Origin of the sequence: Pseudarthrobacter sp. MM222 (assembly GCF_947090775.1) — a bacterium.
In the GTDB taxonomy this organism is placed as follows: Bacteria; Actinomycetota; Actinomycetes; order Actinomycetales; family Micrococcaceae; genus Arthrobacter.
The window spans coordinates 687,319-712,140 of record NZ_OX352321.1 but is presented as its reverse complement, the minus strand read 5'-3'; the positions used below and the strand labels follow the sequence as shown (position 1 = coordinate 712,140).

Below are 24,822 nucleotides of genomic sequence, written 5' to 3'. Positions count from 1 at the left end.
GACGACCCGGCGGGGGTGCCTGGCTTCCCGGCCGTCGGGACCGCGGCAGCAAAGGAATGCCCCTGCTGCAAGGAACCGGAACGGGAACCGGCAGACTGCGCGGAACGAGGGGCGTCCGGTCCTAGGGTCCGGACCGAGGTTTCAACGGTTGGGGCGGCCGGAATGGCTGCGGAGCCGGTCGGCATCGTCGGGGCGGCACCATCTGCAACAACCGGAAACGCCAAGGCGGTCACCGGCTGGGCAGGCGCAACCAGACCCGGTGCGGGCGCGGTATCGGCGGCAGCTGCGGCGTCGGCGGGTGTCTGAGGGGCGCCGCCCGGGGTGTCCTGTTCTTCCGGTGTTCCGGTCTCCGGGTCCGTGCCGCCTGCCGGCTGAAGGAAATCGCTGAGAACCGTCGCGAAGGAGCCCGTGTCCGCGAATCCGGAGGTCTCCTGCTGGCCGCCGCGGCCTGTGATTGCCGCGGCAGACGGTGCAGCGGCCGGGAGGAACGCCGGAGCAAGATCCGTTGACCCCAGGCCGTTCATGCTCCGGCCCCCGCCGGGACGATGCGCCGGATGGACGTCAGGTTCGAGTGCTGCTCCCAGGCGTCCCGGATCTGGATGGTCTTCCCGGGCACGGGCGCGTCGATGGCCTTGCCGTTGCCGAGGTAGATGGAGATGTGGTCCCCGCCGAAGCTGACCAGCAGGTCGCCGGGTTTGGCCTCGGCCAGGGACGCGACAGGGGTGCCCTGCCGCATCTGGTCACTGACGACGCGGGGAATCTCGATGCCCAGGTCCTTGAAGACGCGCTGGGTGAACCCGGAGCAGTCCATGCCCGTGGCGGGGTTGGTGCCGCCCCAGACGTAGGGCACGCCGATGTACTTCTTCGCCGTGGCGACGACGTCCGTGCCGGTGACGGCGCCGCCGGCGACGGCGCCCGGCGCGGTGAGTCCCCTCAGGGCTCCCACCGCCGTCGTGCCGTCGAGACCCAAACCGTTCGCCAGGGATGCGGCGTCGGTTCCGGCGGTTCCACCCAGCGCTGCCGTGAGCGCCTGGCTGAACGAAGCGGCGTCGCCGTTGCCGGTGGCGGTGGCGAGCGAGGACGCGGCCGCGGACTTCACTGCTGCGGCGTTGGTCTCCGTGGCCGGGCGTGTCAGCTCCGCGATCATGGACTGGATGCCCTGCATCCTGCCGATCGCTTCGGTCATGCTCATTGCTTCACCTGCTGCTCGTCGCGGTGCCACACGGTGGAGGCGATTTCGTCCAGTGCGGATTGTTCGGCCCGGAGGTCCTCGGTGGTGACCTCCGCGTGGTGGCGGGCCTGCAGCTTTTCCAGGCCGACGGACCGGGTGCGTGCGGCGATGAACTCGCTGCGCGCGTCGGCTTCCTCGGTCTCCGCAATCCGGCCGAGGCTTTGCAGGTCCGCGAGCATGCTGTGGGACGAGGACCGCGCGGCGGCGATGGCGCGCAGCGAGGCGGAACTGGAGATGGGATCGTCGGTGGCACCCAGGTCCCGGCGGGCCGCAGCTTCCCGGGCCCGGACGGAGCTGGAGCGCGAGCGGGCGCGCGCCAGCCCGGTGGCGGCCTGGTCCTGCTGGATCTGGCGGAGGCGCAGGAGGCCAGCCAGGGAGAATTCGCGGTTCATGCTGCGGCCTTCAGGATCGTGGTGAGGTGGTCGAGCCGCTGCCATGACTCGGGGTGGGCCGTGGATTCCTCCATCGGCTGCTGCAGGAAGCGGCTCACGTCCTGCTCGTGGTTCAGGGCCGCGTCCACCAGGGGGTTGGTTCCTGCCTGGTAGGCGCCGACGTCGATCAGGTCCTGCGCCGCCTTGCGGGCGGCGAGGACCCGGCGCAGCGTCGCGGCGGCCTCGAGGTGCGGCCGGGAGTTGACCTTGGTGGCGACACGGGAGACGGACCCGAGGACATCCACGGAGGGAAAATGCCCGGTGACCGCGAGTTTGCGATCCAGCACCACGTGCCCGTCGAGGATGGACCTTGCCGCGTCTGCGATCGGTTCGTTGTGGTCGTCGCCGTCGACGAGGACGGTGTAGATGCCGGTGACGGACCCGGTTTCCGCGGTGCCGGCGCGTTCCAGCAGCCGGGCCAGGATCGAAAAGGTCGACGGCGGGTAGCCGCGGGTTGCGGGCGGCTCGCCGGCGGACAGGCCGATCTCGCGTTGGGCCATGGCCACCCGGGTGAGGGAGTCCATCATCAGGACGACGTCCTGCCCCTTGTCGCGGAAGGATTCGGCGATGCGGGTCGCGGTGAAGGCGGCGCGCATGCGCATCAGTGCGGGTTCGTCCGACGTTGCCACGACGACGACGGAGCGCGCCAGGCCCGCGGCGCCCAGATCGTCCTCGAGGAATTCACGGACCTCACGGCCGCGCTCCCCCACGAGGGCGATGACGGAGACTTCGGCGTCGGTGCCGCGGGCGATCATCGAGAGCAGGGAGGACTTTCCGACGCCGGACCCGGCGAAGAGGCCCATGCGCTGGCCCTTGCCCAGCGTGGTCATCGTGTCCAGCACGCGGACGCCGGTCTGCAGCGGAGTGTCGATGCGGGCACGCTTCATCGCGTTCGGGGCTTCGTTGTCGATCGGTACGCGCGGGCCGCTGTTGAGCGGGCCCTTGCCGTCGATGGGCCGGCCCAGGCCGTCAATAACCCGACCGAAAAGGCCCGGACCGGTGGGGACGAGGACGGTGCCGCCCTTCGCCCGGACGTGGTCGCCGGCGGCCACGCCGGCGAGCCGGCCCAGCGGCATGCAGCGCACGGCGCCGTCGAGGGCCGCGACCACTTCGGCATCGAGGCCCGGGTTCTGCCCCACGGTCACCAGGTCGCCGAGCGCGCAGTCGAGTCCGGAAACTTCAAGGCCCAGCCCCATCACGGAGGTGACGACGCCGACCCGCTGGGGGGCGGCGGCCCGAAGGGCTGCGGCGTAATCGGCGCCCTTGGGGCGCCACTCGGCAATCATGCCTGGCCTCCGGAAAATCCGTCGCCCAACAGGGCGGCACGGGCACGGGTCAGGGCGCTGCCCAGGCTGGCGTCGAGCCAGCCCTGCTGGTATTCCACCTTGGCGTCACCGCGGCTGAGGGACTGGTCCGCGAGCAGCGGCAAGCCGGCGGGCAGGTCCAGGCCTTCCTTGGCGAGGACGTCGATGTCGGCCGGGTTGAGCCGGATCGCCAGCACGGTGGCGGCGTCGTCCCCGGAAAGGGCACGGTCCAAGGCGGCGCGAGCCGTGCGGGTGCCTTCGGCGAGTTCGTAGCCCAGGATGGCTTCGGCGAGTTCCAGCGCGGTGCGGGCCAGGACTTCCTCAGCGTCCTGCAGGGCCTGGACATTGCGGTGGGCGAAGTCGGTGCGCGCCACGGCCAGGGCGCGGACGGCGCGGTCGAGGTCCTGCTGGCCGGCGGCGAGGGAGGCGGCCTGTTCGGCGGCCATCCGGTCCCGCCAGCGGCGCTGTTCCTTCGCGGCGGCGCGGACGCCGGCCGCGTAGCCGGCGGCATGGCCCTCGGTGTAACCGACTTGATCGCTGGCCGGCCCGCTCGAACGAAGCGAGGGAAAGACAATGCGGGCCGGGGCGGTGCCGGCAGCGGCCCCGTCAGTAAACATAGTCTTCTTCGTCCCCGCGCTGGATGGTGATGGAACCTTCCGCGTCGAGTTCCCGCATGGACCTGACCACGGCTGCGCGGGCTTCTTCGATCTGGGAGGCGCGCAACGGACCCAGGGCGGCGATCTCGGATTCGAGGATTTCCAGGTTGCGGCCGGAGACGTTGGTGGTAATGGTTTCCAGGACCGGCTCGGAGGCGCCCTTCATGGCCACGGCCAGCACGGACGCGTCCAGGCCACGGAGCACCAGCTGGACGTCCTTGCGTTCCAGCTTCACGACGTCGTCGAACGTCACCATCTGGGCGCGGATCTCCACGGCGAGCTCCGGATCCAGCAGGTCCAGGCCGTCGAGCACGGAGCGTTCCGTGCCGGCATCGGTCCGGTTGATGATCTCCAGCAGGGGCTGGATACCGCCCACCACTTTGGAGGCCTGCTGTGAAACGGCTGCGCCGCCGCGCAGCTTCAGGGTGTCCGCGACGATTCCGATCGCCTCCGGTGCGCCGGAACCCATCGTCGCGATGCTGAGGGCGACGTCGGCCCGCAGCGAGCCGGGCAGTCCGGACATCACGGCGGAAGCTTTGCGGGGGCTGAGGTGGGCCAGGACCAGTGCGATAGTCTGCGGCAGTTCGCCGTCGATCAGTGCCAGAACCTGCACCGGCTCAAGGTCTTCGAGGAATTCGAAGGATTTCCCGGCCATGTTGACGGTCAGCCGGTTGATCAACCCGGCAGCCTTTTCGGACCCGAAGGAGGCCTCGAGCAGGCCTTCTGCGAGTTCGCGGCCGCCCCGCGCCTGCCGGGGGCTGGACAGCGCGGCGTGGTGAAAGTCCTTCATGATCTGCTCGGCCACGTCCGGATCGACCTTCCGGAGCCGGACGATCTCGGCGGCAATTTCTTCCGCCTCGGAATCGGTGAGCTGGGCCATGACTTTGGCAGCGTTGTCCGGGCTCATCTGCATGAGTACGACGGCGGCGCGCTGGGTGCCGGTGAGGACGGCGTCCGCTAGTTTCATACCGGCTGCCGATCATCCATGAGGCTGCGCAGGTAGTCGGCTGCCTTCTCCGGGTTGGCGGCAACCATGCTGTCGATCTCCACGCGGCGGCGCTCGGCCTCGAGCTGTTCCGGCGGCGGCCCCGGCAGCGGGGGAAGGGCGGTGAGCGGAATCGCCGACGTCGCAGGTGCAGGTGGGAGTGCCGTGACAATCGGCCGGACCGGCAGGACATCCAGGTCCAGCCGTTCGCCAAGGTCCACCGGTTCGCGCTTCTGGCGGCGACGAAGCACGATCGTGATGACCAGCGCGAGGATCAGCAGCCCCAGCAGGATGCTGCCGGCGGTGATGAGCGTCCCGAAGAACTCCGCCTGCTTCTGCGCTTCGGCGTCGGCCTTGGCGGCCTCGAGGGAGGCTGCTGCCTGGTCGGCGGCGGCGGTGCTGAAGGGGACCACCTCCACCGTAACCACGTCGCCCCGTTCGGCGTCGATGCCGGCGGCGGCCGTGACCAGTGCGGTCAGGGAGGCCAGGTTCAGTCCGCCGGCGGCGGCCTGGTTGACTGCCACGGAAATCGTCTGGCGCTTGACGGCGCCCGGCGGAATCACACGGTCCTCGGTGACCTTGTTGACGGCGTTGTTTTTGGTGGCGGTGGAGGAATCGAACGTGCCATCCCCAGCGGAACCGCCGGGGACCGCGATGTTATCCGGGCCCAGGACCCCCGCGGCTCCTCCCCCGCTTCCGGTGTACTTCTCGGTCTTGGAAGACTCGCTAAGGGGAAGGGCGCCTTCGGCGTTGGAGAACGTCTCGCTTTTCTGCTGGGCCGATTCGCCGGTCACGTCTGCGGCCACGGCCACGGTGGAGTTTCCGGGCCCGACCACGCGGTCCAGGACAGCCTTGACGGCGTCGGAGGTCCGCTGCTGGAAGTCCGTTGCCTGCTTGGCGGAGGATCCGGCGGCCCCGCCACCGACGGCGGAGAGCACGTTTCCGGCCGAGTCGACGACGGATACGTTGGTGGGCTTGAGGTTTTCGATCGCGGCAGAGGTCAGGTGCACGATGGCCTGCACCTTGTCGCCGGAGAGCGTGGAGCCGGGCGTGGTTTCGACGAACACCGAGGCGGTGGTGTCAGGGGCCGTGGACACGAAGACGGTCTTTTCCGGGATGGCCAGGCGGACGGCGGCGGTGTTCACGCCGTCCATGGCCGAGATGGTGCTGGCGAGCTCGCCCTCGAGGGCGCGCTTGTAGGTGACCGACTGCTGGAACTCCGAGGACGTGACGCCCATCTTGTCCAGCAGCGAGTAGCCGGTGGCGGCCGCGGTGGGGAGGCCGGCGGCGGCGGCCTTGAGGCGTTCGTCGTAGACCTTCTCCTGCGGCACCAGGATGGTGGAACCGCCGTCGCTCAGTTCGTACGGCACGTTGTCCTTGCGCAACAGCTCCACGATGCCGTTGGCGTCCGTGTCCTTGAGGCCGGAGAACAGCGGGGTCAGGGCGGGCTTGGTCAGCCACGCCGAAAGAGCGATGATGCCGACCACCAGCAGGGCGGCGCCGATGACGGCGATGGTCCGCTGGCCGGCGGTGAATCCTTTGAGGCCCGCGCCGAAGCGCTGGAAAAAGCCGGTAATCTGCGGAGGCATCAGGCCTGCATCCTCATGATCTCGTTGAAGGCGTCAACACCCTTGTTGCGCACGGTTGCCATGAGCTCAAGGGTGATCTGGGCGCGGCTGGAGGCCAGGGTCGCGTTGTGGATGTCGCTCAGGTCGCCGGTGACCGCCGAGACGGCCAGCTCCTTCGACGTCGACTGCAGTTGCTGGAGGTTGTCCACGGCGCCGGTGAGGGTGCTCGCGAAGCCGGACCCGTCGGTGCCGGAAACTGCACCGGCGCCGGAGGCGAAATTCGAGGGAAGCACGCCCTGGACGGGGGCGATCGGGGAAACAGGCATCAGGATCTTCCAATCTCAAGGGCAGCCATATACGTCTCGCGGGCGCGGTCCACGACCTGCGCGTTGGCCTGGTAGCCGCGCTGGGCGATGATGAGCGCGCCCATCTGCTCGGCCATGTCGATCTCCGGGTACCGGACATTGCCGTCAGCGTCGGCCAGCGGGTGGTCCGGCTGGTAGACGATCCGGCCCTCGGCGTCGCCGAGCTGGGTGCTTTTGACGTAAACGCCGGTGCCGTCGGAACCTTCGGCGGCTTCCACGTAGCGGGCCTGGAACGCGTTGCCGCTGGTGGGCGAGGCGTTGTTCATGTTGGCGAGGTTGTCCGAGACGGCGTCGAGCCACTTGCGGTGGACGGTCAGGGCTGACCCGGCGATGCCGATTGCGTCGAAGGTCATCAGTTGGTCCTCATCGCGGCACGCAGGGAATTGAATTCTCCGCCGGCGGCGCGGGCCGCGAACTGGAAGCGCAGCACGGTGTCGATGTTGGACAGGGTTTCCGTGTCCAGGTTGACGTTATTGCCGTTCAACCCGGTCGGTTCGAGGGACGCCGAGGTGGTTGCTCCGGCGTGGCCGTCGCCGGACTTCACGGAGGCCGCGAGGGCTGCCTCGAAACTGACGCGTTTCGCCTGGTAATTCGGCGTATTGACGTTCGCGATGTTGTTCGCGATGGTGCGCTGGCGCAGCGCAAGGCCGTCCATGGCGCTAGCCAAGGCCGCGGAAGTCACGGATTCGAGCACAGAGTCCTGCCTGGGATGGAAAGAAGAGGCCGATCCGTGGCCGGTAAACGAGCGATCCGTGCTCTAGCAGTTGTTATCGGCACTGGTCAGCCGCGCGTTAGCAGAAAATTCAAAGAGGTTTTTCGAACGGCCCACCGGCCGGTAGGTTTAGCCGTTGACATCCAGGTAGACGGCGCTCGAGGATTCGCCGACACCGGGCACCGACGTCACCGCCTGGAGCTGCCGGGCCACGTCCAGCCGGGCTTCTTCGAGCCGCCGGGCAACGCGTTCCTGGGCTGCCGACAGTGCGACGGCACGGCGCCGTGCCTCCGGCGGCAGCGGGCCCGGGAGTGTGGGTGGAGACCAGCGCTCCTGGGGCGAGAGCACCACGCCGTCCTGCGGTGCGGAGGACAGCGGACCGAGGGGGTCTTTCAGCGTGCGTTCCGCGGCTCCGACGGCCATCTCCAGCATGTCCAGGACGGCCGTCCACGCGGCCAGGGCCGTTTCGGTGGGACCGTTCTGGGTGAGGGTGGCTGTGGTGTGGCTCAGCCCCGCTCCGCCAAAGCCGGCCGCCAGGGGTGCCTGGTCAGCCAAAACCTAGGCTCCCGCCGCCTGATCCCGGCCGGGTATTCCATGCCGCCGCTGCCGGGAACCCGGCCGGGGCGGCTGCGGCGAAAGCTGTTGGTGCGGCCGTCGCCGGGGCAGGAATTGCGGCGGCGGCCTCGTGCCAGGCCTGGCGCAATGGTTCCAGCAGCTCGATGGCCTCCCGGGTCAGCAAGGCATTCCGCTGGATATTGGCGTTCACCAGGGCGGTGTAGGTGTAGTTGTAGAGACCCAGCAGGCCGTCCGCGCCGTCCCAGGTGCCGAGCTTGAGCGAGGATGAAAGCTCTGAGATTATGGCCTGCGCGTGCAGGAGATTCTCCGAGGCGACTGGCCAGTTCTCGGCCTGCTGCGCTGCCTCGGCCCGGCCCAGGTCCAACAGGAGACGGTCGTACAGCATCGTGAGCAGGCGCGCCGGTGGGGCCGACAGGACGGAATCCGCCAGGTACTGGTTCTTCTGGGCGGAGCTGCCGAAAGAGGTGGTGGTCATGCTGAGTTACTTCCTGAGGAGGAGAGGCCGGAGAGTTGGGCAGTGAGCCACGACTGTTGCGCCTGCATGCCGCTGAGCGCCACCTCGAGGGCGGAGTACGTGCGCTGAAGCGAGGTCTTGCGTAAGGCAAGCCGAACATCCCAGTCGGTAATCCGGTCCGCGAGATCGCGGACCTCAGACTCCTGGCCGCTTATCTTGGTGGTCAGCGTCCCGTCGTACTTGTCCGAGGCTTTCGTGGCGGCGGCAGCTATCCGGGTGGCAATTTCCTGAACCTTCGCTCCAACTCCCGCAGGGTCCGCGGCGAGTGCAGCAGAAAACTTCTTTTCGTCGAACTCCATGGTGCCAGTCTTGGTGATGCTGATACCGATTTCCGAGGGCGAACGCGGCGGGGTACCGACAGGCAACGATGCTGCTGAAAGAATGCTTTGGTTGACGGATCGCACGGTGCTGTCGCCAGTGAAGATGCCGCCCGTCGTGGAGGTGGCGGTGGAAGAGACGGCGGTCTTGCTTGCCACGAGGGAGAAGATGCCGTTTGCGCCGGTCACGAGGTCGGAGGCCAGTTTGGTGATTCCTGCGTCGTCACGGGCAACTGTCAGCGTCGCGAGCGCCGTGATTTCTTTTGCCGTGATCGAGACACCGGGCAGCACATCCGTAAAGGTGTTGGTCGATGACTTGACTGTCATGGCGGCCGGCGAGCCTGCCCACAACTGGAGCTCCGCGTCTTGGGCGTCCTTGGCATTCGTGAACGTCGTCCCAGGGTCGCTGATCGTGAAGGCACCGGCGCTGCCGGATTTGGTCGCGGCAAATTGGAGGCGGAACTCCCCGCCGCCGACGGCCACCTTGGTGGCGACAACGCCTGCACCGGCAGCGTTGACGGCCATGACGACGTCATCCAGAGAGCTGGTCAGCGGGGTGACTGTGATGGATTGACCACCGCTGGTAATGGTCATCGTGGTGTAGGGCCAGCCCACCACTTTGTTGGTCACGGTGACCTGGGTCTGGGCTAGCTTGTCCACCTGGAAATCGATTGAACCGGCCTTCGCAGCCGAGGTGGTGGTGGCAGCGATCTTGTCGCTGCTCGTCGTGGCGGAGTAAAGGTCCAGGGCACCGGGTTTAGCCACGGCGGCGGCCTGGGTCGCCAGGGCAGCGACCTTGCTGTTGAGCCCCTGAAGCGCGGAGACCATCGACTGGATGCCGGTCGACTTGCTCTTAAGCTGCGTTTGCGGAATCGCCTCGACCTGCATCAGGGCGCTGATCAACGAGGTTGTGTCCAGCCCGCTGGCCAGTCCGTCGAGCGAGATTCCCATGGCTGCTGCTCCTTACTGGCTAGAACTTCAAATGTGCGGACTGGAACCGGATCGTATTACAGGTAAAGGCCGGACGATGGATTGCTCCTACCGCCCGGCCCTCCCGGTCAAACAGTGCTACCGGATAGCGCCGGGAGCGGTTTAGCGCAGGAGCTGAAGAACGCCCTGGCCGGACTGGTTGGCCTGTGCCAGCATGGCAGTGCCAGCCTGGGACAGGATGCCGGCCTTGGTGTACTTGACCATTTCGGCTGCCATGTCGGTGTCCTGGATGCGGGACTGTGCCGCGGACAGGTTTTCCTTAGCGATGGCCACGGTCTTGGCGGCGGACTCGAGGCGGTTCTGCACGGCACCGAGGTCGGAGCGCGATGCGGAGACGTTCTCCAGGGCGAGGTCGATGCTATCGATCGTGCCCTGAGCGAGGACTGCGGTGGAGATGTCGAAGCCGCCAGCGACGTTGTTGTCCGCGCCGGACAACAAATCGAGGTCGGCGCCAGCCTGCGTGTCAGCCAGGTTGATCGTGATCTGATCGTCGGCGTTGCCGTTGGCGCCGACCTGGATGATCATGGAGCCACCCTTGAGCAGATCCTTGTCACCGAACTTGGTGTTGTCGGTAATGCGGGCAAGTTCCTGGCCGAGTGACTTGGCTTCGTTGCTGATAGCGTCCTGGGCGTCAACGCTGTTGGCACCGTTGTTGCCCTGGACAGCGAGGTCACGCATACGCTGCAGAATCGAAGTGACCTGGCCGAGGGCGCCGTCAGCGGTCTGGATGACCGAGATGCCGTCCTGGGTGTTGCGGCCGGCCTGGTCGAGGCCGGAGACCTGCGAGCCAAGGGCCGTTGCGATGGACATGCCGGCAGCGTCGTCGGCCGCGCGGTTGATACGGAGACCGCTGGACAGCTTTTCGAGCGACTTGGACAGGTCGTTTTGCGTGTTGTTCAGATTGCGGTAGGCGTTGTTGGCGCCGAGGTTGGTGTTGATCTGCATACCCATGGTGAATTCCTCCGTGATTAGGGTGTTGAGCGAGGGCCCATCCATGGGCCTTCAGGAGTAGTTATCGCCAGTTCTGATGCGCGGGTAAGCAGAAATCGAAAATTGTTTTCTTGTCATCTTTCCGCCCAGCCGCTCTAGCTATCAGGTCCATTCCTACTAACGGATTCGTCGAGCCTGCCGATAGTTTCTACGAACCCCGCTGAAGGCTGAATCGTCCGCACGATGATGTTGACGCCCCGGCACCACCGCACAAGCCACCCCGAGGAGCCGTCCGGACCATGGCCATCCACGAACTTTCAGCCCTGCTATGGCGGGAACGTGAACTTCTGGACGTTCTCACCTTCAAGCTGGAAGAAGAGCAGCTCCTGCTGACCGCCGGCAAGTCGCGCTGGCTGCCGCACGGCACCAAAGAGGTCGAGCAGGTGCTGGAGCACCTCTCCAAGGCGAGCCTGGCGCGCACCATCGAAGCCGCCGTCGTCGCGGAAACCTGGGGACTACCCACCAATGCCTCCCTTGGCGAACTTGCGGCCGCCGCGCCGGAAGGCGCCTGGTCCGAAATCCTCACGGCTCACCTGACCGCATTGACGCGGCAAACTGCCCTCATCAAGGAACTTCGCGACTCCAACGAACAGTATCTGCGCACCGCGGTCCGCTCCACCCAGGAAACACTGGCAGATCTGCGTCCCACCGCTGCGGCCGGAACCTACGACGCCCACGGCAAGACCGGGGAATCCGCCGGCTCCCGCATCTTCGACCAGCAATTCTAAGGAAGCGACCATGAGCACCTTCGGGGCCTTGAACACCGCCTACCGTGGTCTGACCGCAGCCCAGCAAGGCATGAACGTGGCGGGGCAGAACATCGCGAACGCGGCCACCGAAGGCTACACGCGACAGCGTGTGCAGCAGTCGTCCCTCGCCGCTCCCGCGCAGGGCCTCTTCGGATCGGGGCGGCCCGAGGCTGGTCAAGGCGTCTCCGTGGACGGCATCGCCCGGCTTGGCAGCAGCTTCCTGGATTCCAGCGCGCGTTCCGCGGGCGCCCAAGCGGGTTACGCCAGCGTCCGCTCCGGCGCGCTCCAGGGCATCGAGGAAATCCTTGGGGAACCGGGCGAAAACGGCATCTCCACCGCACTGCAAGGCTTCTGGTCAGCCTGGCAAGCCGCCGCGAACCAGCCCTCCGAGGACGGACCCAAGGGTCTGATTCTGAATGCGGCCAACTCCGTGACAGACAAGATCTCTTCCGCGTACCAAGCTCTCGACTCGCAGTGGAGCAGCGTTCGCGCCCAGGCCTCTGACAACGTCAACGCTGTCAACGCCGCCGCCAGCCAGGTTGCTGCCTACAACACGACCATCCGTTCCACCCTCGCTGCCGGCGGCTCTGCCAACGAACTGATAGACGCCCGCGCCAAGCTGACGGACAGCATCGCCAACCTGGTCGGTGGCACCGTCCGGGAACAGCCGGACGGCACCGTGGACGTCCTGCTCGGAGGCAATGCCCTCGTCACCGGCGGGTCCGTGCGAACGCTGGCGCTGACGGGCGCCACAACGATGAGTCAGGCCAGCGGAAATGCTCCGCGCGTGGACTGGGTGAATCCCGAGGGCGCCGTGGTCCTTGACGGCGGTAGCATTCTTGGTGCCCTCTCTGTCCTGGCCCCCGCCTCCGTCAACGGAGGATCCGGGGGCGTGATCGCCGAGGCAGCCGAGGCGTACAACAACATCGCTTCGGCCCTGGCTACGGCTGTGAATCCGATCCACAAGTCCGGAGTAACCGGAAATGGTGCCAACGCGGATTTCTTCACCATTAGCGGCGGCGGGCCGGCCGCGCTCAGCATCAAGGGCCCCGCTGCCACGGCCGACATCGCACTCAAGCTGGCGGGCAAGGGCGCCCTGGACACAAGCATCGCCGACCAAATTTCGCAGCTCGGCACCGGCCCGGGCTCACCGGACAAGATCTGGTCAGGCATCGTCACCAACATAGGCGTGCAGTCACGTGGGGCCCAACAGCACGAGACACTCACCGCGGCCGCCCAGGCCTCGGCCCAGACCAGCCGCGCCTCGCAGGCGTCGGTCAGCCTGGACGAGGAGAACGTCAGCCTGCTCACCAACCAACACGCCTATCAGGCCGCGGCGCGCGTGATGACCGCCGTCGACGAGGCGCTCGATGTACTGATCAACCGCACCGGACTGGTAGGAAGATAAACATGCTTAACCGGGTTACAAACCTGACCATGAGCGCGTTTGCCCAGAGGACATTGCAGACGCAGCAGGCCAAGCTTGCGCAGCTGCAGGATAAAGCCACCTCGCTGGACAAGATCACTCGCCCCTCCGACGATCCGGCCGCTACGGCCCAGGCCCTCGAGACCCGCGCCCTGCTGGCGGCCAATGCCCAGTACGGCCGGAACATCGACGACGGCGGCAGCTGGCTCACCGCGGCGGACTCCGCCCTCGAGCAGGCCACGAACGTGATCCAAAAGATCAGGGACCTCACCGTGCTGGCGGGCAACGGCAGCTTGCCTCAGTCCGGAAAGGACGCTATCGCCAGTGAGATGGAGGCTCTGAACAAGGACCTCGTCTCCATTGCCAACAGCAAACACCTGGGCCGAAACATTTTCGCCGGAAGTTCGGATGCCGATCAGGCTTTTACCCCGGGCACTCCGCGCGATCCCAGCAACCCGGCCGACGCCGGCCAGCCGCCGACCTTCAACGGAGCTGGCGTCAGCCCAGTCGAGCGGCGAGTGAGCGCCACTCAGACCGTCCGGGTCGACGCCGATGGCGGGGCGATCTTTGGCAGCGGCGGCGGTTCCGTGTTCGCCGTCGTCAGCAACATCGCTGCGAAGCTTCGGAGCGGCGAGGACTTGACCAACCGACTGGGAGCCCTCGACACAGCGTTCAACGCCGTCATCAACGGACGTGCTGAAATAGGAACGAGGCAGGCGCAACTGGAACGCGCCGGAGACGTCAACACCGAATTGGAGGCCAACTTGGATGCGCAGCGAATTGGCATTGAAAAGGCAGATCTTGGCAGTGTCATTTTGGATCTGAAGCTTCAGGAGACCAACTACCAGGTGGCGCTGGCCGCCACGGCGCGGGTGCTGCAGCCCACGCTGATGGACTTCCTCCGGTGAGCACCGCCGTGATGAACCCCTCCGTCTCCTTCACCGCCCCCATGCCGGGCCTGGAAAACGTCCACGACTTCACGCTACGGAGCGTCGAAGGTGCCGCCGGGCTGTACGCCCTGGAATCGGGCGCCACTCCGGTGCGGCTGTTCTTGGCCGACGCGGCCGTCTTCGTGCCTGGCTACGCCCCGCCGATTCCCGCCGCAACGCTGGAGGCCCTTGGACTTGGGCAGAGTGAGGCACCCCAGCTGCTGGTGGTACTCACGCACGCTCCCGGCTCCACCACGGTCAACCTGATGGCCCCGATCGTGCTCAACCCGGCCACCGGCCGCTGCACGCAACTCGTGCTTGATGGCCGCAACTACCCGCTGAGGGCGGACCTCAACTCGCTGTAGGCCGCCACTTACCAGGCTCCGGCGCGACCCCGCCGGAGCCATGCCTCACCAGAAGTGGGCGACGTCAACCACCAGCCGGGTTCCGGCGTCGGGCCCCTCCAGGACGAACACGCGGAATGGCAGGCGAGCGCGGACCCCGAGTCCGAGGTTCGTATAGCCCTCAAAACTGCCCGCCCAGGCCGCCTGCCGGAAGGTCTGGTAACCGGTCACGTTGCTGAGTTCGTTCCTGTCCGCCGGGTTGTAGGTGGAGTTTCCGTTGTCATCGTAGGCGGGAGAGTTCACGGTCAGCTGGAGGAATGCCTGGCCCCGCAGCGGTACCGCGAACCCCGAGCCGTCCTGGGTCACCTGCGGAACATAGCGGACGTTGTATCCCGCCACAGCACCGGTGAGATCGACCACCAGCCGGTCGAAGCAATAGTGCTGGCCGGTGCGCACGTTGGTCACCCTGGCCTGGCTCAGCGGCGGATCGGCCTTGGCCAGAGATCCCCATACCAGGCCGCAATACGGTTCGGCCGACGCCGGCACGGGCGCGACGAGGGCCATGCCGACGGCCAGCAACACTGCCGCCAGCCATACCTGGATCTTCTTCAATCCGGCCACCCCCTGAAGCGATGAGTTGCTTCAAGCGTAGAAGCGTGGACGCCGGGAATCGAGGGCCGGACGGACTTCGGCGCCGAACCGTGACTTCCCCTAGCCTTCGCAGTCGCGGCAGTACTTCAGGCCATTCTTTTCCCTGGCCACCTGGGATCGGTGCCGGACCAGGAAACAGGAGGAGCAGGTGAACTCGTCGGACTGCTCCGGAACAACGATGACGGTCAGCTCTTCGCCGGACAGATCAGCGCCGGGAAGGTCGATCCCTTCAGCCGTGTCGGTCTCCTCGACGTCAATCACAGCGGTCTGGGCGCCGCCGCTGCGGGACGCCTGAAGAGCATCCAATGATTCAGCTTGGGACTCTTCGTCTGTCTTGTTGCGGGGGGCGTCGTAATCGGTGGCCATAGCGGGGTTCACTTTCGTTGCTGCGCAGCGCCATTGCAGGCACCTCAGTGAAGCAGTTTAGGCCACTGTGCGCGGAGTTAAAGAATAGTGGATGCAATCCAACAAAGGCGTCCCGCAGCCCTTCCCGCTTTTAAGTCTTACGACTTCAGTGGCGGTATCGCCGCGCGGGTCCTAGCCTTGAGGGACCGTGTGCAGGACCGGTGCGGATGTGACCCAAAGGAGGCTCCTTCGATGGCTGGGAAACTCAATAAGAAGTCGCTGGAACATGCCAAGAAACTGATCAGCGAGGGGCACGTCAGCCGGGACGAGCGCGACGACTGGAGCGAACACGCGCCGTCGGCCGAACAGGAAAACAAGTTCATCGAAAAGCATGGCTTCGACGAATTCGCCAGCTGGCACTTAGGCCTGGACCGGGAGGCGTCCGAGGGAACGAAAGGCAGCGTGACCTTCCCCTTCGGAGACTTCAAGAAGGTGCACCGCTGCGCTGTCATCTCCCTGGAGAGCAGAGCCGCCCAGCATGGCCATGACGACATCGCCAAAGCGGCCAAGGAACTCCTCGAGCGGATCGACGCCGAATAGAGGGCGAGTAGAGGGCGCTGAATAAAGGGCGTCGGCGACTAGGCCGGGCCGTCGAGCACCGACTAAGCCACAGGCCAGACGACGAGTGTCTTCCACCGTGAGGGGTCCGGCTCCCTGCCCGGATCGCTGAGATAGTACTCCCACATTTCGTCTGCGGGTGCGACAGCCTCGGCCGCCATCCGCGCCATGAGCGCCCGGTAAGTGTTCTCGAGGTTCTCGTACGGTCCGATGTGCATGGCCTCGTACGCTTGCCCCGCAGGGAGCGATCCCGCCGTCACGCCGCCCTCGCCCGGTCCCGGGAAGGGCGCGGCCAGCGGAAATCCGGCTTCGACGTCGACGACATCGCTGGGTGTCCCCCGGTACAGCGCGAACGGCGGACCGGCCAGCTGGACGTGCTGCTGTTGCACCGCGCCCACAACTGCACCGTACGCGCGGCCGAAGAATTCCCGCAGGTCCGTCACCGGCACCGTTTCACGCACGACGGCGGTCGGTTGCTCGTGGAGTTGGGCGGACGTAATCTCCGGCGTCTTTTCCGGATTCTCCTCAGTCATATTTCCAGCCTCCGTCGGCCCATCTGACCGGGCTAGGGCCTAACGTCCCCCGATTCCTCGGTCCCGTGTCCGGTCACGTGCCGGGCATCTTCTACCGGCGGCTGCCGTCACAAAATGAACTTTATTCATTTAGGTCTTGCCCTGCCGGCCACGCCACCGGATACTAAATGAACGCTATTCATTTAGTGACGCCCATCTCACTGGAGTAAGTAAATGATCGAAATCACCTGCCTCAACGCACCCGTTTCGCTGGCGCGGACCAGTCCCTCGACGCGCCCGGCCCTTCGAATCGGGGTGGTCCAGCACCGCTGGCATTCCGACATCGCCGATCTTCGCGCCGAACTCGACGAGGGCATCGCACGCGCAGCCCGGTTGGGAGCCACCGTTGTCTTCCTTCCAGAACTCACCCTGTCCCGCTATCCCGCCGACACCCGTCCCGAAAACGACACCTCCCGGCCCGGGGCCGCGCGTGCACGCCCCTCCGACCTGGCGGAAGACCTGTTGACCGGCCCCACCTTCCGGTTCGCCGCCGACGCTGCCCGCCGGCACGGGATCTCCATCCATGCCTCGCTGTACCAGCGTGCGGACAACCCGGACGGCTCCGATGACGGGCTAGGGCTCAACAATGCAATTTTGGTGTCACCGGCGGGTGAACTGCTGGCCCGGACCCACAAGCTGCACATTCCGGTGACAGCCGGCTATTACGAGGACAAGTTCTTTCGGCCCGGCCCGGCCTCCGCGGACGCCTACGAGGTCCACGCCCCTGCGGAACTGGGCGGCGCTCGGCTTGGCATGCCCACCTGCTGGGACGAATGGTTCCCCGAAGTCGCCCGGCTCTATTCCCTCGGCGGAGCCGAACTTCTGGTCTACCCCACCGCCATCGGTTCCGAGCCGGACCACCCGGACTTCGACACCCAGCCGCTCTGGCAGCAGGTCATTGTCGGCAACGGCATCGCCAACGGCCTCTTCATGGTCGCGCCCAACCGCTGGGGAAATGAAGGGACGCTGAACTTCTACGGCTCGTCGTTCATCTCCGATCCGTATGGTCGCATCCTCGCGCAGGCTCCGCGGGACGAGTCCGCCGTCCTCGTCGCCGACCTGGACCTCGACCAGCGCCGGGACTGGCTGACGCTCTTCCCGTTCCTGGCCACGCGTCGACCTGACACCTACGCCCGGCTGAACGATCCCGTACGCCCAGAGTCGCCGCTTGGCGGCGAGGCGCCCCTGTATCTCGAGGTAACCGCATGAGCAACTGGCACATGCCCGCAGAGACGGCGCCGCAGGAGCGGATCTGGATGGCTTTCCCCACCGGCGGGTACACCCTCGGCGAGTCCGCCGAGGAAGCCCACGCCGCCCGGTCCGTCTGGGCCGCCGTAGCTAACGCCGTCGTCGACTTCGAGCCGGTCACCGTTATGGTCAGCCCCGACGACGTCGATACGGCCGGGCGCTACCTCCGGCCCGGCGTCGAGGTGCTAACCGCGGAGCTTAACGACGCCTGGATGCGCGACATCGGCCCCAGCTTTGTGCTGGATGGCAACGGAAACCTGGGTGCCGTGGACTGGGTCTTTAACGGCTGGGGCGCCCAGGAGTGGGCCTCGTGGGACAAGGACTCCCGGATCGCAGCCGAGGTGGCCGGCCGCTCGCGGGCCACGCATATTCCGTCTGCGCTGGTCAACGAGGGCGGCGGCATCCAGGTCGACGGAGAGGGCACCGTGCTGATCACCGAGTCGGTACAGCTGGACCCGGGGCGCAACCCGGGGCTGACTAAGGCGGACGTCGAAGCCGAGCTGGCCCGGACCATCGGCGCCACCCACGCCATCTGGCTCCCCCGGGCCTCACCCGCGACTCGGAAAAGTTCGGCACCCGCGGGCACGTGGACATCGTGGCCGCCATTCCGTCCCCGGGCACGCTGCTGGTCCATTCCCAGCAGAACCCGGAGCACCCGGACTTTCAGGTCAGCCGCGAGATCATCGCGTTCCTGTCCACAACGCGGGACGCCGCCGGCCGGGAGTGGAACATCATTGAGGTCCCCGCGCCGCAGACACTCTCGGATGAGGAGGGCTGGGTTGATTACAGCTACATCAACCACCTCGTGGTCAACGGCGGGGTTCTAGCCTGCACATTCTCGGACCCCAACGATGAGAAGGCCCTCCGCATCCTCGCGGACGCCTATCCCGGCCGCCGGGTCGTGGGCATCGATGCCCGCGAGCTGTTCGCCCGCGGGGGCGGCATCCACTGCATCACCCAACAGCAACCGGCAGTCTCGTAGAAAGGGTTGAACATGACGCAAACCATCCGCCAAAGCCCCGCACCGGATCCCGGGACGGGTGCCGGCGCAGCCGGCTCCGCCCACGGCATCACCGGGAAAGGCCTGAAAGGCGGACAGCTTGGCCTGCTCGCCGTCGTAGTCCTGGGGATCTCAACCATCGCTCCGGCCTACACCCTCACGAGCGCCCTCGGGCCGACCGTCAGTGAAGCCGGACTGCAGCTGCCGGTGATCTTCCTGATCGGATTCATCCCGATGATCCTGGTGTCGCTCGCCTACCGGGAACTCAACGCCGACTCCCCGGACAGCGGCACCACGTTCACCTGGGTTACGAAAGCATTCGGACCCTGGGTTGGCTGGATGGGCGGCTGGGGGCTGCTGGCGGCCAACATCATCGTGCTCTCCAACCTGGCCGGCGTGGCGGTGGATTTCTTCTACCTCTTTTTGGCGCAGCTGACGGGATCACCGGAGCTGGCCGATCTCGCGGCCAACAAACCGCTGAACGTCCTGACCTGCTTCGTGTTCGTCGCCCTGGCGGTCTGGATCAGTTACCGGGGCCTGCACACCACCAAGCTGGTCCAGTACGGGCTGGTCGGTTTCCAGCTGCTGGTCCTGGGACTGTTTGTCGTTCTGGCCTTCGCCAACTGGTCCAGCTCGGAAACGGCAATCCCGTTCAGCTGGGAATGGTTCGATGTCACCAAGATTCAGACTTTCGGCCAGGTGGCGGCCGGAATCTCGCTCTCGATCTTCGTGTACTGGGGCTGGGATGTATGCCTGACGGTCAATGAAGAGACCTCCAACGGCAAGAAGACCGCCGGCGTCGCCGGAACCCTCACCGCCGTCGTGGTTCTGGGCATCTATCTTCTGGTGACGATCGCAACCATGATGTTCGCCGGGATCGGCGACGTCGGGATCGGCCTGACCAATGCCGACAACCAGGCGAATGTCTTTACGGCGCTGGCATCCCCCATCATGGGTCCCTTCGCCATCCTGATGTCCCTGGCGGTGCTGTCGAGTTCCGCGGCGTCGCTGCAGTCCACGTTCACGTCACCCTCGCGCAGCCTTCTCGCCATGGCCCACTACGGCGCGCTGCCCGCTGCGTTCAACCACGTGAGCAAGCGCTTTTCCACCCCCGGCTTCGCCACGGTCGCGGCCGGGGTAGTTTCGGCGGGCTTCTACGCCGTGATGCACGTGATCAGCGAAAACGTCCTTAACGACACCATTCTGGCGCTGGGTCTGATGATCTGCTTCTACTACGGGCTAACGGCCTTCGCGTGCGCCTGGTACTTCCGCGGCAGTGCATTCAGCAGCGCCCGCCACTTCATCCTGCGCATGCTGTGCCCGTTGCTGGGCGGGGCGGGCCTGTCCGTCGTGTTCCTGCAGACCGCGGTGGACAGCTGGGCACCCGAGTTCGGCAGCGGATCGGAGTTCCTGGGCGTCGGACTGGTCTTTGTCCTGGGCATCGGCGTCCTGGCTCTCGGCGGCGTGTTCATGATCCTGATGGCGCGGTTCCGGCCGGGTTTCTTCCGCGGCGAAACCATCCGGCAGGATACCCCGGCGCTGGTGGCCCCGGAATAGCCGCGGCAGGCCCCAGCGCGGGAAGGACCCGCCGGACCGAGGAAACGCGGACCGGCGGGTCCTTGCCGCGTTGGGCGGGTCCTTCCCGTGTTGGGCGGGCCCGAATGGCAGGCCCGTGACAGCCGACCAACACGCGGCTACGGTCGAGGAGAGCAAAGGGACGGGACGCACCTCACGGGCGGGGTCCAACACGAGCAAGGGGAACACATGCGCATCGTCATTACCGGAGCCACCGGCAACGCGGGCACGGCCCTGCTTAGACGGCTGGCCGCGGCGAAGGCCGAAGGTGAAGACCTGCAGATCGTTGGGATATCGCGGCGAAGTCCGGAGTCCCTCATCCCGCCCTACCTGGGCGTCGAGTGGCACAACGTCGATATTGGCTCGCCCGACGCCGTTCCGCGCCTCGAAACCCGTCTGCAGGGGGCCGACGCCGTGGTCCACCTCGCCTGGCAGATCCAGCCCAACCATCGGCTGGACGAGCTCTTCCGGACCAATGTGACCGGCACCGCGAACGTGCTGACCGCCGCGGGCAGGGCTGGAGTGGGGCACTTTGTCTGTGCCTCATCCGTTGGCGCATACTCACGGGCGGCCAAGGACCGGCGGGTTGCCGAGGACTGGCCGGTTGACGGTATTCCGGGATCGCACTACAGCGAGCACAAGGCGCGGCAGGAAGCCCTGCTGAATGAGTTTGTTGCCGACTACCCGGCCATAACGGTCGCTAGGCTCCGCCCCGCTCTGATCTTCCAGGAGGACGCCGGCAGCGAGATCGGAAAGTACTTTCTGGGCCGGCTGATACCTCGGATCCTTCCGCCGAAACCCCGCATCCCGGTTCTGCCCGTTCCACCGGAGTTCGTGTTCCAGGCCGTGCATGCCGATGACGTCGCAGACGCCTACTGGCGGGTCCTGCACCGAAGGGCCTCAGGGGCGTTCAACGTAGCCGCCGAACCCGTGATCGACCCGAACGCCTTGGGCTGGCTGCTGGGTGCGCAGCGTACTCTGCCGCTGCCCCTCGCGCTGTTGCGGGTAGTCGTCGACCTCGCCTGGCGGGCGCGCCTGCAGCCGACGGATGCCGGCTGGGTGGATATGGCCGCCGGCGCACCGATTATGGACACGACGAGGGCGCGGGAAGAGCTTGGCTGGTCCCCCGGCCGCTCCTCGTTGCAGGCGATAGCGGAGGTCCTGGCCGGGCTGGGAAGGGGCGCCGGCGTTGCCGGCTCCCCTCCCCTGCAGGCGCGATAGTTCTCCGCTGTCGGTGCGCTCAGCCTCAGAACGCAGCCACAAACCGGGTCTGAGTGTCAGCAGGTGGGCGAGTCGTACTCGTAGACGCCCGAATCAGCAGCAGCCGTACCGGCGCAGTCCCCGTTCTGGGGCACTGCCTTTCCGTCCAGGTCGAGAGTGGAAAAGCCGGTTCCCGCGCGGTCGATGGCGGGGCTGCTGCCGGTGAGGTGGAGGTCGGTGGGCGCGTTGACGAAGGCCGCCGGCGCCGTGGTGGACGTGCTGTTGCGCGGGACATTGATCGGACCATTAAGGACGTTCTGCCGCTCGGTCCAGCCGGACCCGTTGATCCACAGCGAATTCTTGACGGCGACCAGGATGTTTGCCCGGATCACTGTCGACGAAGGGCAGGTCGCGTGGCACACGACGGCTTGGGACTGCGGACCGTTTAGATACACGGTATTGAATTCGAAGATCGTCCCATTCGTAGGTCCGAACGAAGTGCCTGTTCCCCGGGCAATCAGCCCGGTGGTCTCGGAGCAGTCAGCACCGCAGGTTGACCGGACGAGGTTGTAGCGGAAGATGTTGCCGTCCGCTGTGCCGGAGGACCTTCCGATCTCGGAGAAGTTGTTGTTGTCCAGGGCCACATTGTGGTGAACGTTGTTTCGGTTCCCGTTGTAAATTTCGACCGCACTGCCGTCGCGGTTGTAATCATAGGAAAACGCGTTGGACCCGCTCACCGTGTTTCCCGAGACCTCATTGTCGTTGCCGTTAATCAGCACACCGAAAGCGCCAGAGTCGTCGCTGCAGTTGACTGCCTGCGAACTACCGCAATTCGTGCCTTGCGTTTTCACGTTCATGATGTTGTTGTTCGTCAGCGTATTGCCGGTGTACTTCCCGAAGTCGGAACCGGTTCCTACCTTGAGGCCCACGGCGTTGTTGGCGGCGCTGGAGTTCCGGACAACATTGCGGTCGCCGGTGATGCTGATGCCGGCATAGCCGCAGGAGACTCCTTTAAGCCCGTCTACCGTGGTGTAGTTGCCGTTGATCCTGATGCAGTTGCCGGACTTGCCCCCGGTCACAGTCGGAGTGGTGCCGGTTCCGTAGCCGTTCAAGGTGATGGGGGCGGTAGAAGTCCCGCTCTGGACGGTCACTATGCCTCCCGTCCATGTATCGCCCCTGCGGAAGCTGACGGTATCGCCGGGAACGAGGACCACGGAATTTACCTTTGTCAGCGATTTCCACGGCGTGGTGCTTGAGGTTCCCGAACTGCTGTCGTTCCCTGCGGCACTGACGTAGTAGGTGGTACCCGCAGCCGAGGCCGGAGTCGGGGTACCTGCCAACAATCCGCTGGCCAGAAGAGCGGTCATGAATGCGGCTGCGGCGACGGATTTGATCTTCATGTTTGTCCCTGCGGTTTTGGAGTGGACGGAGTTGATCGCGTTCAATCCCGTGGATTCTTGAAAGCACAGCACCGAACTGCCTTGTGCCGCGGGGACTCAAGGGTGCAGGGACTCGGTGACTGCTGCTTTCGACTATCGAGGCGCGATTTGCGCCTGCACTGCTTGCGTCCGGTTATGTCGGCAGGTGGGCCTATATCCGGGGTACATCGCAGCAGTGTGCGGTTAAACGTAGGTAGAGCCTTGTTTGAAGTCAAAAATATACTGGCGAAAAACCGGCGGAATGGCCTGCCGTGCACCTCACCGAAATTGCCCAGCAGAACCCTGACCTGCGCACTTAGTTCTTCCAGGACCCGCCGGAACTCCGCAAAAGATTTTCCGGGAGCGGAACGTTCACACGGCACGGATAGACAAAACGTCCCGGCCGCCTCTGCGCGACCAAGACGTTCCGTTGCCTCGAAAACAGCTCCACGTGTTAGATTCTCGCTGTCTGCATTTTCTATGCACGGTAGCGCAGCCCTTCGGGCGCGGCCATCTGGGGGATTTTTTATGCTGTTATCCGATCGCATTCGGCCTCTATCGATGCGGTTGTTCCTCGCCGTGGTCCTGATGCTGGCACTGGCACCGCTTGCCCCTTCGTCGGCGCACGCTACGACGCCTGTACGCGAAGCGTCCGCAGCGCCGTTGCAGCCCGCTCCGGTGCCCAAGATCACCGGCATGGCCAAGATCGGTTACACGCTGACCGCCGTCCCCGGGACCTGGGGCCCGGCGCCAGTGACCTTGAAGTATCAGTGGAAGGCCAGCGGCGCTGTACTGATTGGCGCCACGGCCGCCACCTACAAACCGACGTCGGCCCAAAAGGGCATGACTCTCACCGTCACGGTCACGGGGACGAAAACCGGCTACACCAGCACCGCAAAGACCTCCGCCCCCACTGCCGCCGTCGCTGCCGGCACGCTGGGGCCGGCACCGGTGCCGACAATCACCGGCACCGCCAAGGTGGGTTACACGCTGACCGCTGTCCCGGGCACCTGGGGTCCGTCGCCTGTGACACTGAAGTACCAGTGGAAGGCCAACGGCGTTGTCCTCATCGGCGCGTCCGCGGCCACCTTCAGGCCGGCCGCGGCCCACGCGGGCAAGACCATTTCCGTTACGGTCACCGGATCCAAGACCGGGTACACCAGCAGCGTGAAGACCTCCTCCCCCACCGCCGCAGTCAGCGCCGCAGGACCCGGCGTCGACGTGTCCTGGCCGCAGTGCGGCATGCCTCTGCCCAAGGGCCAGAGCTTCGCGATCGTTGGCGTCAACAACGGCCTGGCGAACAACACCAATCCATGCCTGGCCACCCAGCTGTCCTGGGCCGCCACCTCCACCGGCGGGACCGGGCAGCCCCTCGTGGCGCTGTACGTCAATACCGGAAACCCCGGGACCGCCGGGTCCTGGTGGCCCACCAGCAACTCGTACGGCGGGAAGACCGTGGCCAACCCGTACGGTGCCTGCACCAAGGGATCGGTCGGCACCGCCTGCTCCTACATGTACGGCTATGCCAAGGCCTATGACGACGCTAACATCCGCGGGATCAAGAACCCGGCGTCCTACACGTGGTGGCTGGACGTCGAGACCGAAAACTCGTGGTCCACGAACAAAGCCGCCAACAGGGCCGACCTGGAAGGCATGGCTGCATACTTTGCCAGCATCGGAGCCAAGACGGGCCTCTACTCGACCGGCTACCAGTGGGGAGAGATCGTCGGCACAGTGCCCTCGACAAGCAATCTTTACGGGCAGCGGAGCTGGCTAGCGGGCGCCAGTTCGCTTAGCAGCGCCAGCAGCATGTGTTCGGCGGCGCCGCTGACAGGCGGCGGCAAAGTCACCATGACCCAATACATCTCGGGCGGGTTCGACTACAACAAGTCCTGCATCTAAGGCCGGGGCCGGGCTTCCGGGCCTCTCAGTCCCGCCCATTTGGCGGACGGCATCGGAGTGGAGAAAAACAACCGCGCCGCCGCCGGGAGAAATCCCGGTGGCGGCGCGGTTCTTCGTGGGGCCCCCTGTCGGATTCGAACCGACGACCCCCGCTTATCGCGGCGGGGTATCCCGGGTGTTCCCGGTGGTGCCCTGAATCGGCTCCT

26 protein-coding genes, 1 tRNA gene and 1 pseudogene are annotated in these 24,822 nt (G+C 66.0%); 10 read left to right on the top strand and 18 right to left on the bottom strand.

Translation table 11 applies throughout. The features are described 5' to 3' along the window. Positions 1-520: 520 nt before the first annotated feature. The 13 genes from OM977_RS03405 to OM977_RS03345 form a co-directional block, all read right to left on the bottom strand. Positions 521-1,192 carry a C40 family peptidase gene (locus OM977_RS03405; protein WP_264356140.1) on the bottom strand — a complete coding sequence of 224 codons (672 nt, stop codon included), beginning with the start codon at positions 1,190-1,192 and terminating at the stop codon, positions 521-523. Next, a complete protein-coding gene (locus tag OM977_RS03400; RefSeq protein WP_264356139.1) occupies positions 1,189-1,623 on the bottom strand; it encodes a flagellar FliJ family protein in 435 nt (144 codons plus the stop codon). Before OM977_RS03400 ends, OM977_RS03405 begins: the two co-directional genes overlap by 4 nt. After that, the gene (locus tag OM977_RS03395) at positions 1,620-2,948 is read right to left on the bottom strand and encodes a FliI/YscN family ATPase (protein ID WP_264356138.1); all 1,329 of its coding nucleotides are present in this window, start codon (positions 2,946-2,948) and stop codon (positions 1,620-1,622) included. Before OM977_RS03395 ends, OM977_RS03400 begins: the two co-directional genes overlap by 4 nt. Then, positions 2,945-3,583: a FliH/SctL family protein gene (locus tag OM977_RS03390; RefSeq protein ID WP_264356137.1), complete on the bottom strand. Its 639-nt coding sequence runs from the start codon at positions 3,581-3,583 to the stop codon at positions 2,945-2,947. The genes OM977_RS03395 and OM977_RS03390 overlap by 4 nt, the downstream gene beginning before the upstream one ends. After that, positions 3,573-4,589: a flagellar motor switch protein FliG gene (gene fliG, locus OM977_RS03385; protein ID WP_264356136.1), complete on the bottom strand. Its 1,017-nt coding sequence runs from the start codon at positions 4,587-4,589 to the stop codon at positions 3,573-3,575. Before fliG ends, OM977_RS03390 begins: the two co-directional genes overlap by 11 nt. Then, a complete protein-coding gene (gene fliF / locus OM977_RS03380) occupies positions 4,586-6,196 on the bottom strand; it encodes a flagellar basal-body MS-ring/collar protein FliF (protein ID WP_264356135.1) in 1,611 nt (536 codons plus the stop codon). The genes fliG and fliF overlap by 4 nt, the downstream gene beginning before the upstream one ends. After that, positions 6,196-6,501, bottom strand: a complete 306-nt coding sequence (gene fliE, locus OM977_RS03375) for a flagellar hook-basal body complex protein FliE (protein ID WP_264356134.1) — start codon at positions 6,499-6,501, stop codon at positions 6,196-6,198. Before fliE ends, fliF begins: the two co-directional genes overlap by 1 nt. Further along, positions 6,501-6,893 carry a flagellar basal body rod protein FlgC gene (locus OM977_RS03370; RefSeq protein ID WP_264356133.1) on the bottom strand — a complete coding sequence of 131 codons (393 nt, stop codon included), beginning with the start codon at positions 6,891-6,893 and terminating at the stop codon, positions 6,501-6,503. Before OM977_RS03370 ends, fliE begins: the two co-directional genes overlap by 1 nt. Beyond that, positions 6,893-7,234, bottom strand: coding sequence for a flagellar basal body rod protein FlgB (locus tag OM977_RS03365; protein WP_264356132.1), 342 nt, complete (start codon positions 7,232-7,234; stop codon positions 6,893-6,895). Before OM977_RS03365 ends, OM977_RS03370 begins: the two co-directional genes overlap by 1 nt. A 147-nt stretch (positions 7,235-7,381) precedes the next feature. Then, complete coding sequence (locus OM977_RS03360) at positions 7,382-7,807, bottom strand: hypothetical protein (RefSeq protein ID WP_264356131.1); 426 nt, start codon at positions 7,805-7,807, stop codon at positions 7,382-7,384. Then, positions 7,800-8,303 (bottom strand): flagellar export chaperone FliS, encoded by a 504-nt coding sequence (gene fliS, locus OM977_RS03355; RefSeq protein WP_264356130.1) that lies wholly within the window; start codon positions 8,301-8,303, stop codon positions 7,800-7,802. Before fliS ends, OM977_RS03360 begins: the two co-directional genes overlap by 8 nt. Next, positions 8,300-9,610 (bottom strand): flagellar filament capping protein FliD, encoded by a 1,311-nt coding sequence (gene fliD, locus OM977_RS03350; protein WP_264356129.1) that lies wholly within the window; start codon positions 9,608-9,610, stop codon positions 8,300-8,302. The genes fliS and fliD overlap by 4 nt, the downstream gene beginning before the upstream one ends. 141 nt (positions 9,611-9,751) lie before the next feature. Continuing rightward, entirely contained in the window at positions 9,752-10,600 is an 849-nt protein-coding gene (locus tag OM977_RS03345) for a flagellin N-terminal helical domain-containing protein (protein ID WP_264356128.1), read from the bottom strand. A 278-nt stretch (positions 10,601-10,878) separates the two neighbouring features. Here OM977_RS03345 and OM977_RS03340 point away from each other — a divergent pair, with 278 nt between their 5' ends. From OM977_RS03340 to fliW, 4 genes are read left to right on the top strand one after another with little or no spacing between them, the layout of a single operon-like run. Next, complete coding sequence (locus OM977_RS03340; protein WP_264356127.1) at positions 10,879-11,367, top strand: flagellar protein FlgN; 489 nt, start codon at positions 10,879-10,881, stop codon at positions 11,365-11,367. Between the two features lie 10 nt (positions 11,368-11,377). Beyond that, positions 11,378-12,796 carry a flagellar hook-associated protein FlgK gene (flgK, locus tag OM977_RS03335; protein ID WP_264356126.1) on the top strand — a complete coding sequence of 473 codons (1,419 nt, stop codon included), beginning with the start codon at positions 11,378-11,380 and terminating at the stop codon, positions 12,794-12,796. 29 nt (positions 12,797-12,825) lie between these two features. Further along, on the top strand, positions 12,826-13,722 hold the full coding sequence (gene flgL / locus OM977_RS03330) for a flagellar hook-associated protein FlgL (RefSeq protein ID WP_264356125.1): 897 nt from the start codon (positions 12,826-12,828) through the stop codon (positions 13,720-13,722). Further along, on the top strand, positions 13,719-14,108 hold the full coding sequence (gene fliW, locus OM977_RS03325; RefSeq protein WP_264356124.1) for a flagellar assembly protein FliW: 390 nt from the start codon (positions 13,719-13,721) through the stop codon (positions 14,106-14,108). Before flgL ends, fliW begins: the two co-directional genes overlap by 4 nt. A gap of 45 nt (positions 14,109-14,153) precedes the next feature. Here the strand turns inward: fliW and OM977_RS03320 are convergent, their stop codons facing one another. Further along, positions 14,154-14,699, bottom strand: a complete 546-nt coding sequence (locus OM977_RS03320) for an AMIN-like domain-containing (lipo)protein (protein ID WP_264356123.1) — start codon at positions 14,697-14,699, stop codon at positions 14,154-14,156. A gap of 99 nt (positions 14,700-14,798) precedes the next feature. Beyond that, on the bottom strand, positions 14,799-15,104 hold the full coding sequence (locus OM977_RS03315; RefSeq protein ID WP_264356122.1) for a DUF4193 domain-containing protein: 306 nt from the start codon (positions 15,102-15,104) through the stop codon (positions 14,799-14,801). 231 nt (positions 15,105-15,335) lie between these two features. Between OM977_RS03315 and OM977_RS03310 the strand changes: the two genes are divergently transcribed. Then, entirely contained in the window at positions 15,336-15,683 is a 348-nt protein-coding gene (locus tag OM977_RS03310) for a hypothetical protein (RefSeq protein WP_264356121.1), read from the top strand. A gap of 62 nt (positions 15,684-15,745) precedes the next feature. Here the strand turns inward: OM977_RS03310 and OM977_RS03305 are convergent, their stop codons facing one another. Beyond that, positions 15,746-16,234 (bottom strand): GyrI-like domain-containing protein, encoded by a 489-nt coding sequence (locus OM977_RS03305; protein ID WP_264356120.1) that lies wholly within the window; start codon positions 16,232-16,234, stop codon positions 15,746-15,748. Between the two features lie 213 nt (positions 16,235-16,447). On the opposite strand from OM977_RS03305, the gene OM977_RS03300 reads away from it, so the two are divergent. The 4 genes and pseudogenes from OM977_RS03300 to OM977_RS03285 all read left to right on the top strand — a co-directional run bounded on the left by OM977_RS03300 (position 16,448) and on the right by OM977_RS03285 (position 21,317). Beyond that, positions 16,448-17,482, top strand: a complete 1,035-nt coding sequence (locus OM977_RS03300; protein WP_264356119.1) for a nitrilase-related carbon-nitrogen hydrolase — start codon at positions 16,448-16,450, stop codon at positions 17,480-17,482. Beyond that, positions 17,479-18,503, top strand: a pseudogene (locus OM977_RS03295) (agmatine deiminase family protein). The gene OM977_RS03300 and the pseudogene OM977_RS03295 overlap by 4 nt, the downstream one beginning before the upstream one ends. Before the next feature lie 12 nt (positions 18,504-18,515). After that, entirely contained in the window at positions 18,516-20,078 is a 1,563-nt protein-coding gene (locus OM977_RS03290; RefSeq protein WP_264356118.1) for an APC family permease, read from the top strand. Between the two features lie 207 nt (positions 20,079-20,285). Then, positions 20,286-21,317 (top strand): NAD-dependent epimerase/dehydratase family protein, encoded by a 1,032-nt coding sequence (locus tag OM977_RS03285; RefSeq protein ID WP_264356117.1) that lies wholly within the window; start codon positions 20,286-20,288, stop codon positions 21,315-21,317. A 56-nt stretch (positions 21,318-21,373) separates the two neighbouring features. Here OM977_RS03285 and OM977_RS03280 read toward each other — a convergent pair whose 3' ends face one another. Beyond that, positions 21,374-22,696 carry a hypothetical protein gene (locus OM977_RS03280; RefSeq protein WP_264356116.1) on the bottom strand — a complete coding sequence of 441 codons (1,323 nt, stop codon included), beginning with the start codon at positions 22,694-22,696 and terminating at the stop codon, positions 21,374-21,376. 579 nt (positions 22,697-23,275) lie between these two features. On the opposite strand from OM977_RS03280, the gene OM977_RS19640 reads away from it, so the two are divergent. Then, positions 23,276-24,616, top strand: coding sequence for a hypothetical protein (locus tag OM977_RS19640; protein WP_333473997.1), 1,341 nt, complete (start codon positions 23,276-23,278; stop codon positions 24,614-24,616). A gap of 116 nt (positions 24,617-24,732) precedes the next feature. Here the strand turns inward: OM977_RS19640 and OM977_RS03270 are convergent. Continuing rightward, positions 24,733-24,818 (bottom strand) — tRNA-Ser (locus tag OM977_RS03270). Positions 24,819-24,822: the final 4 nt, after the last annotated feature.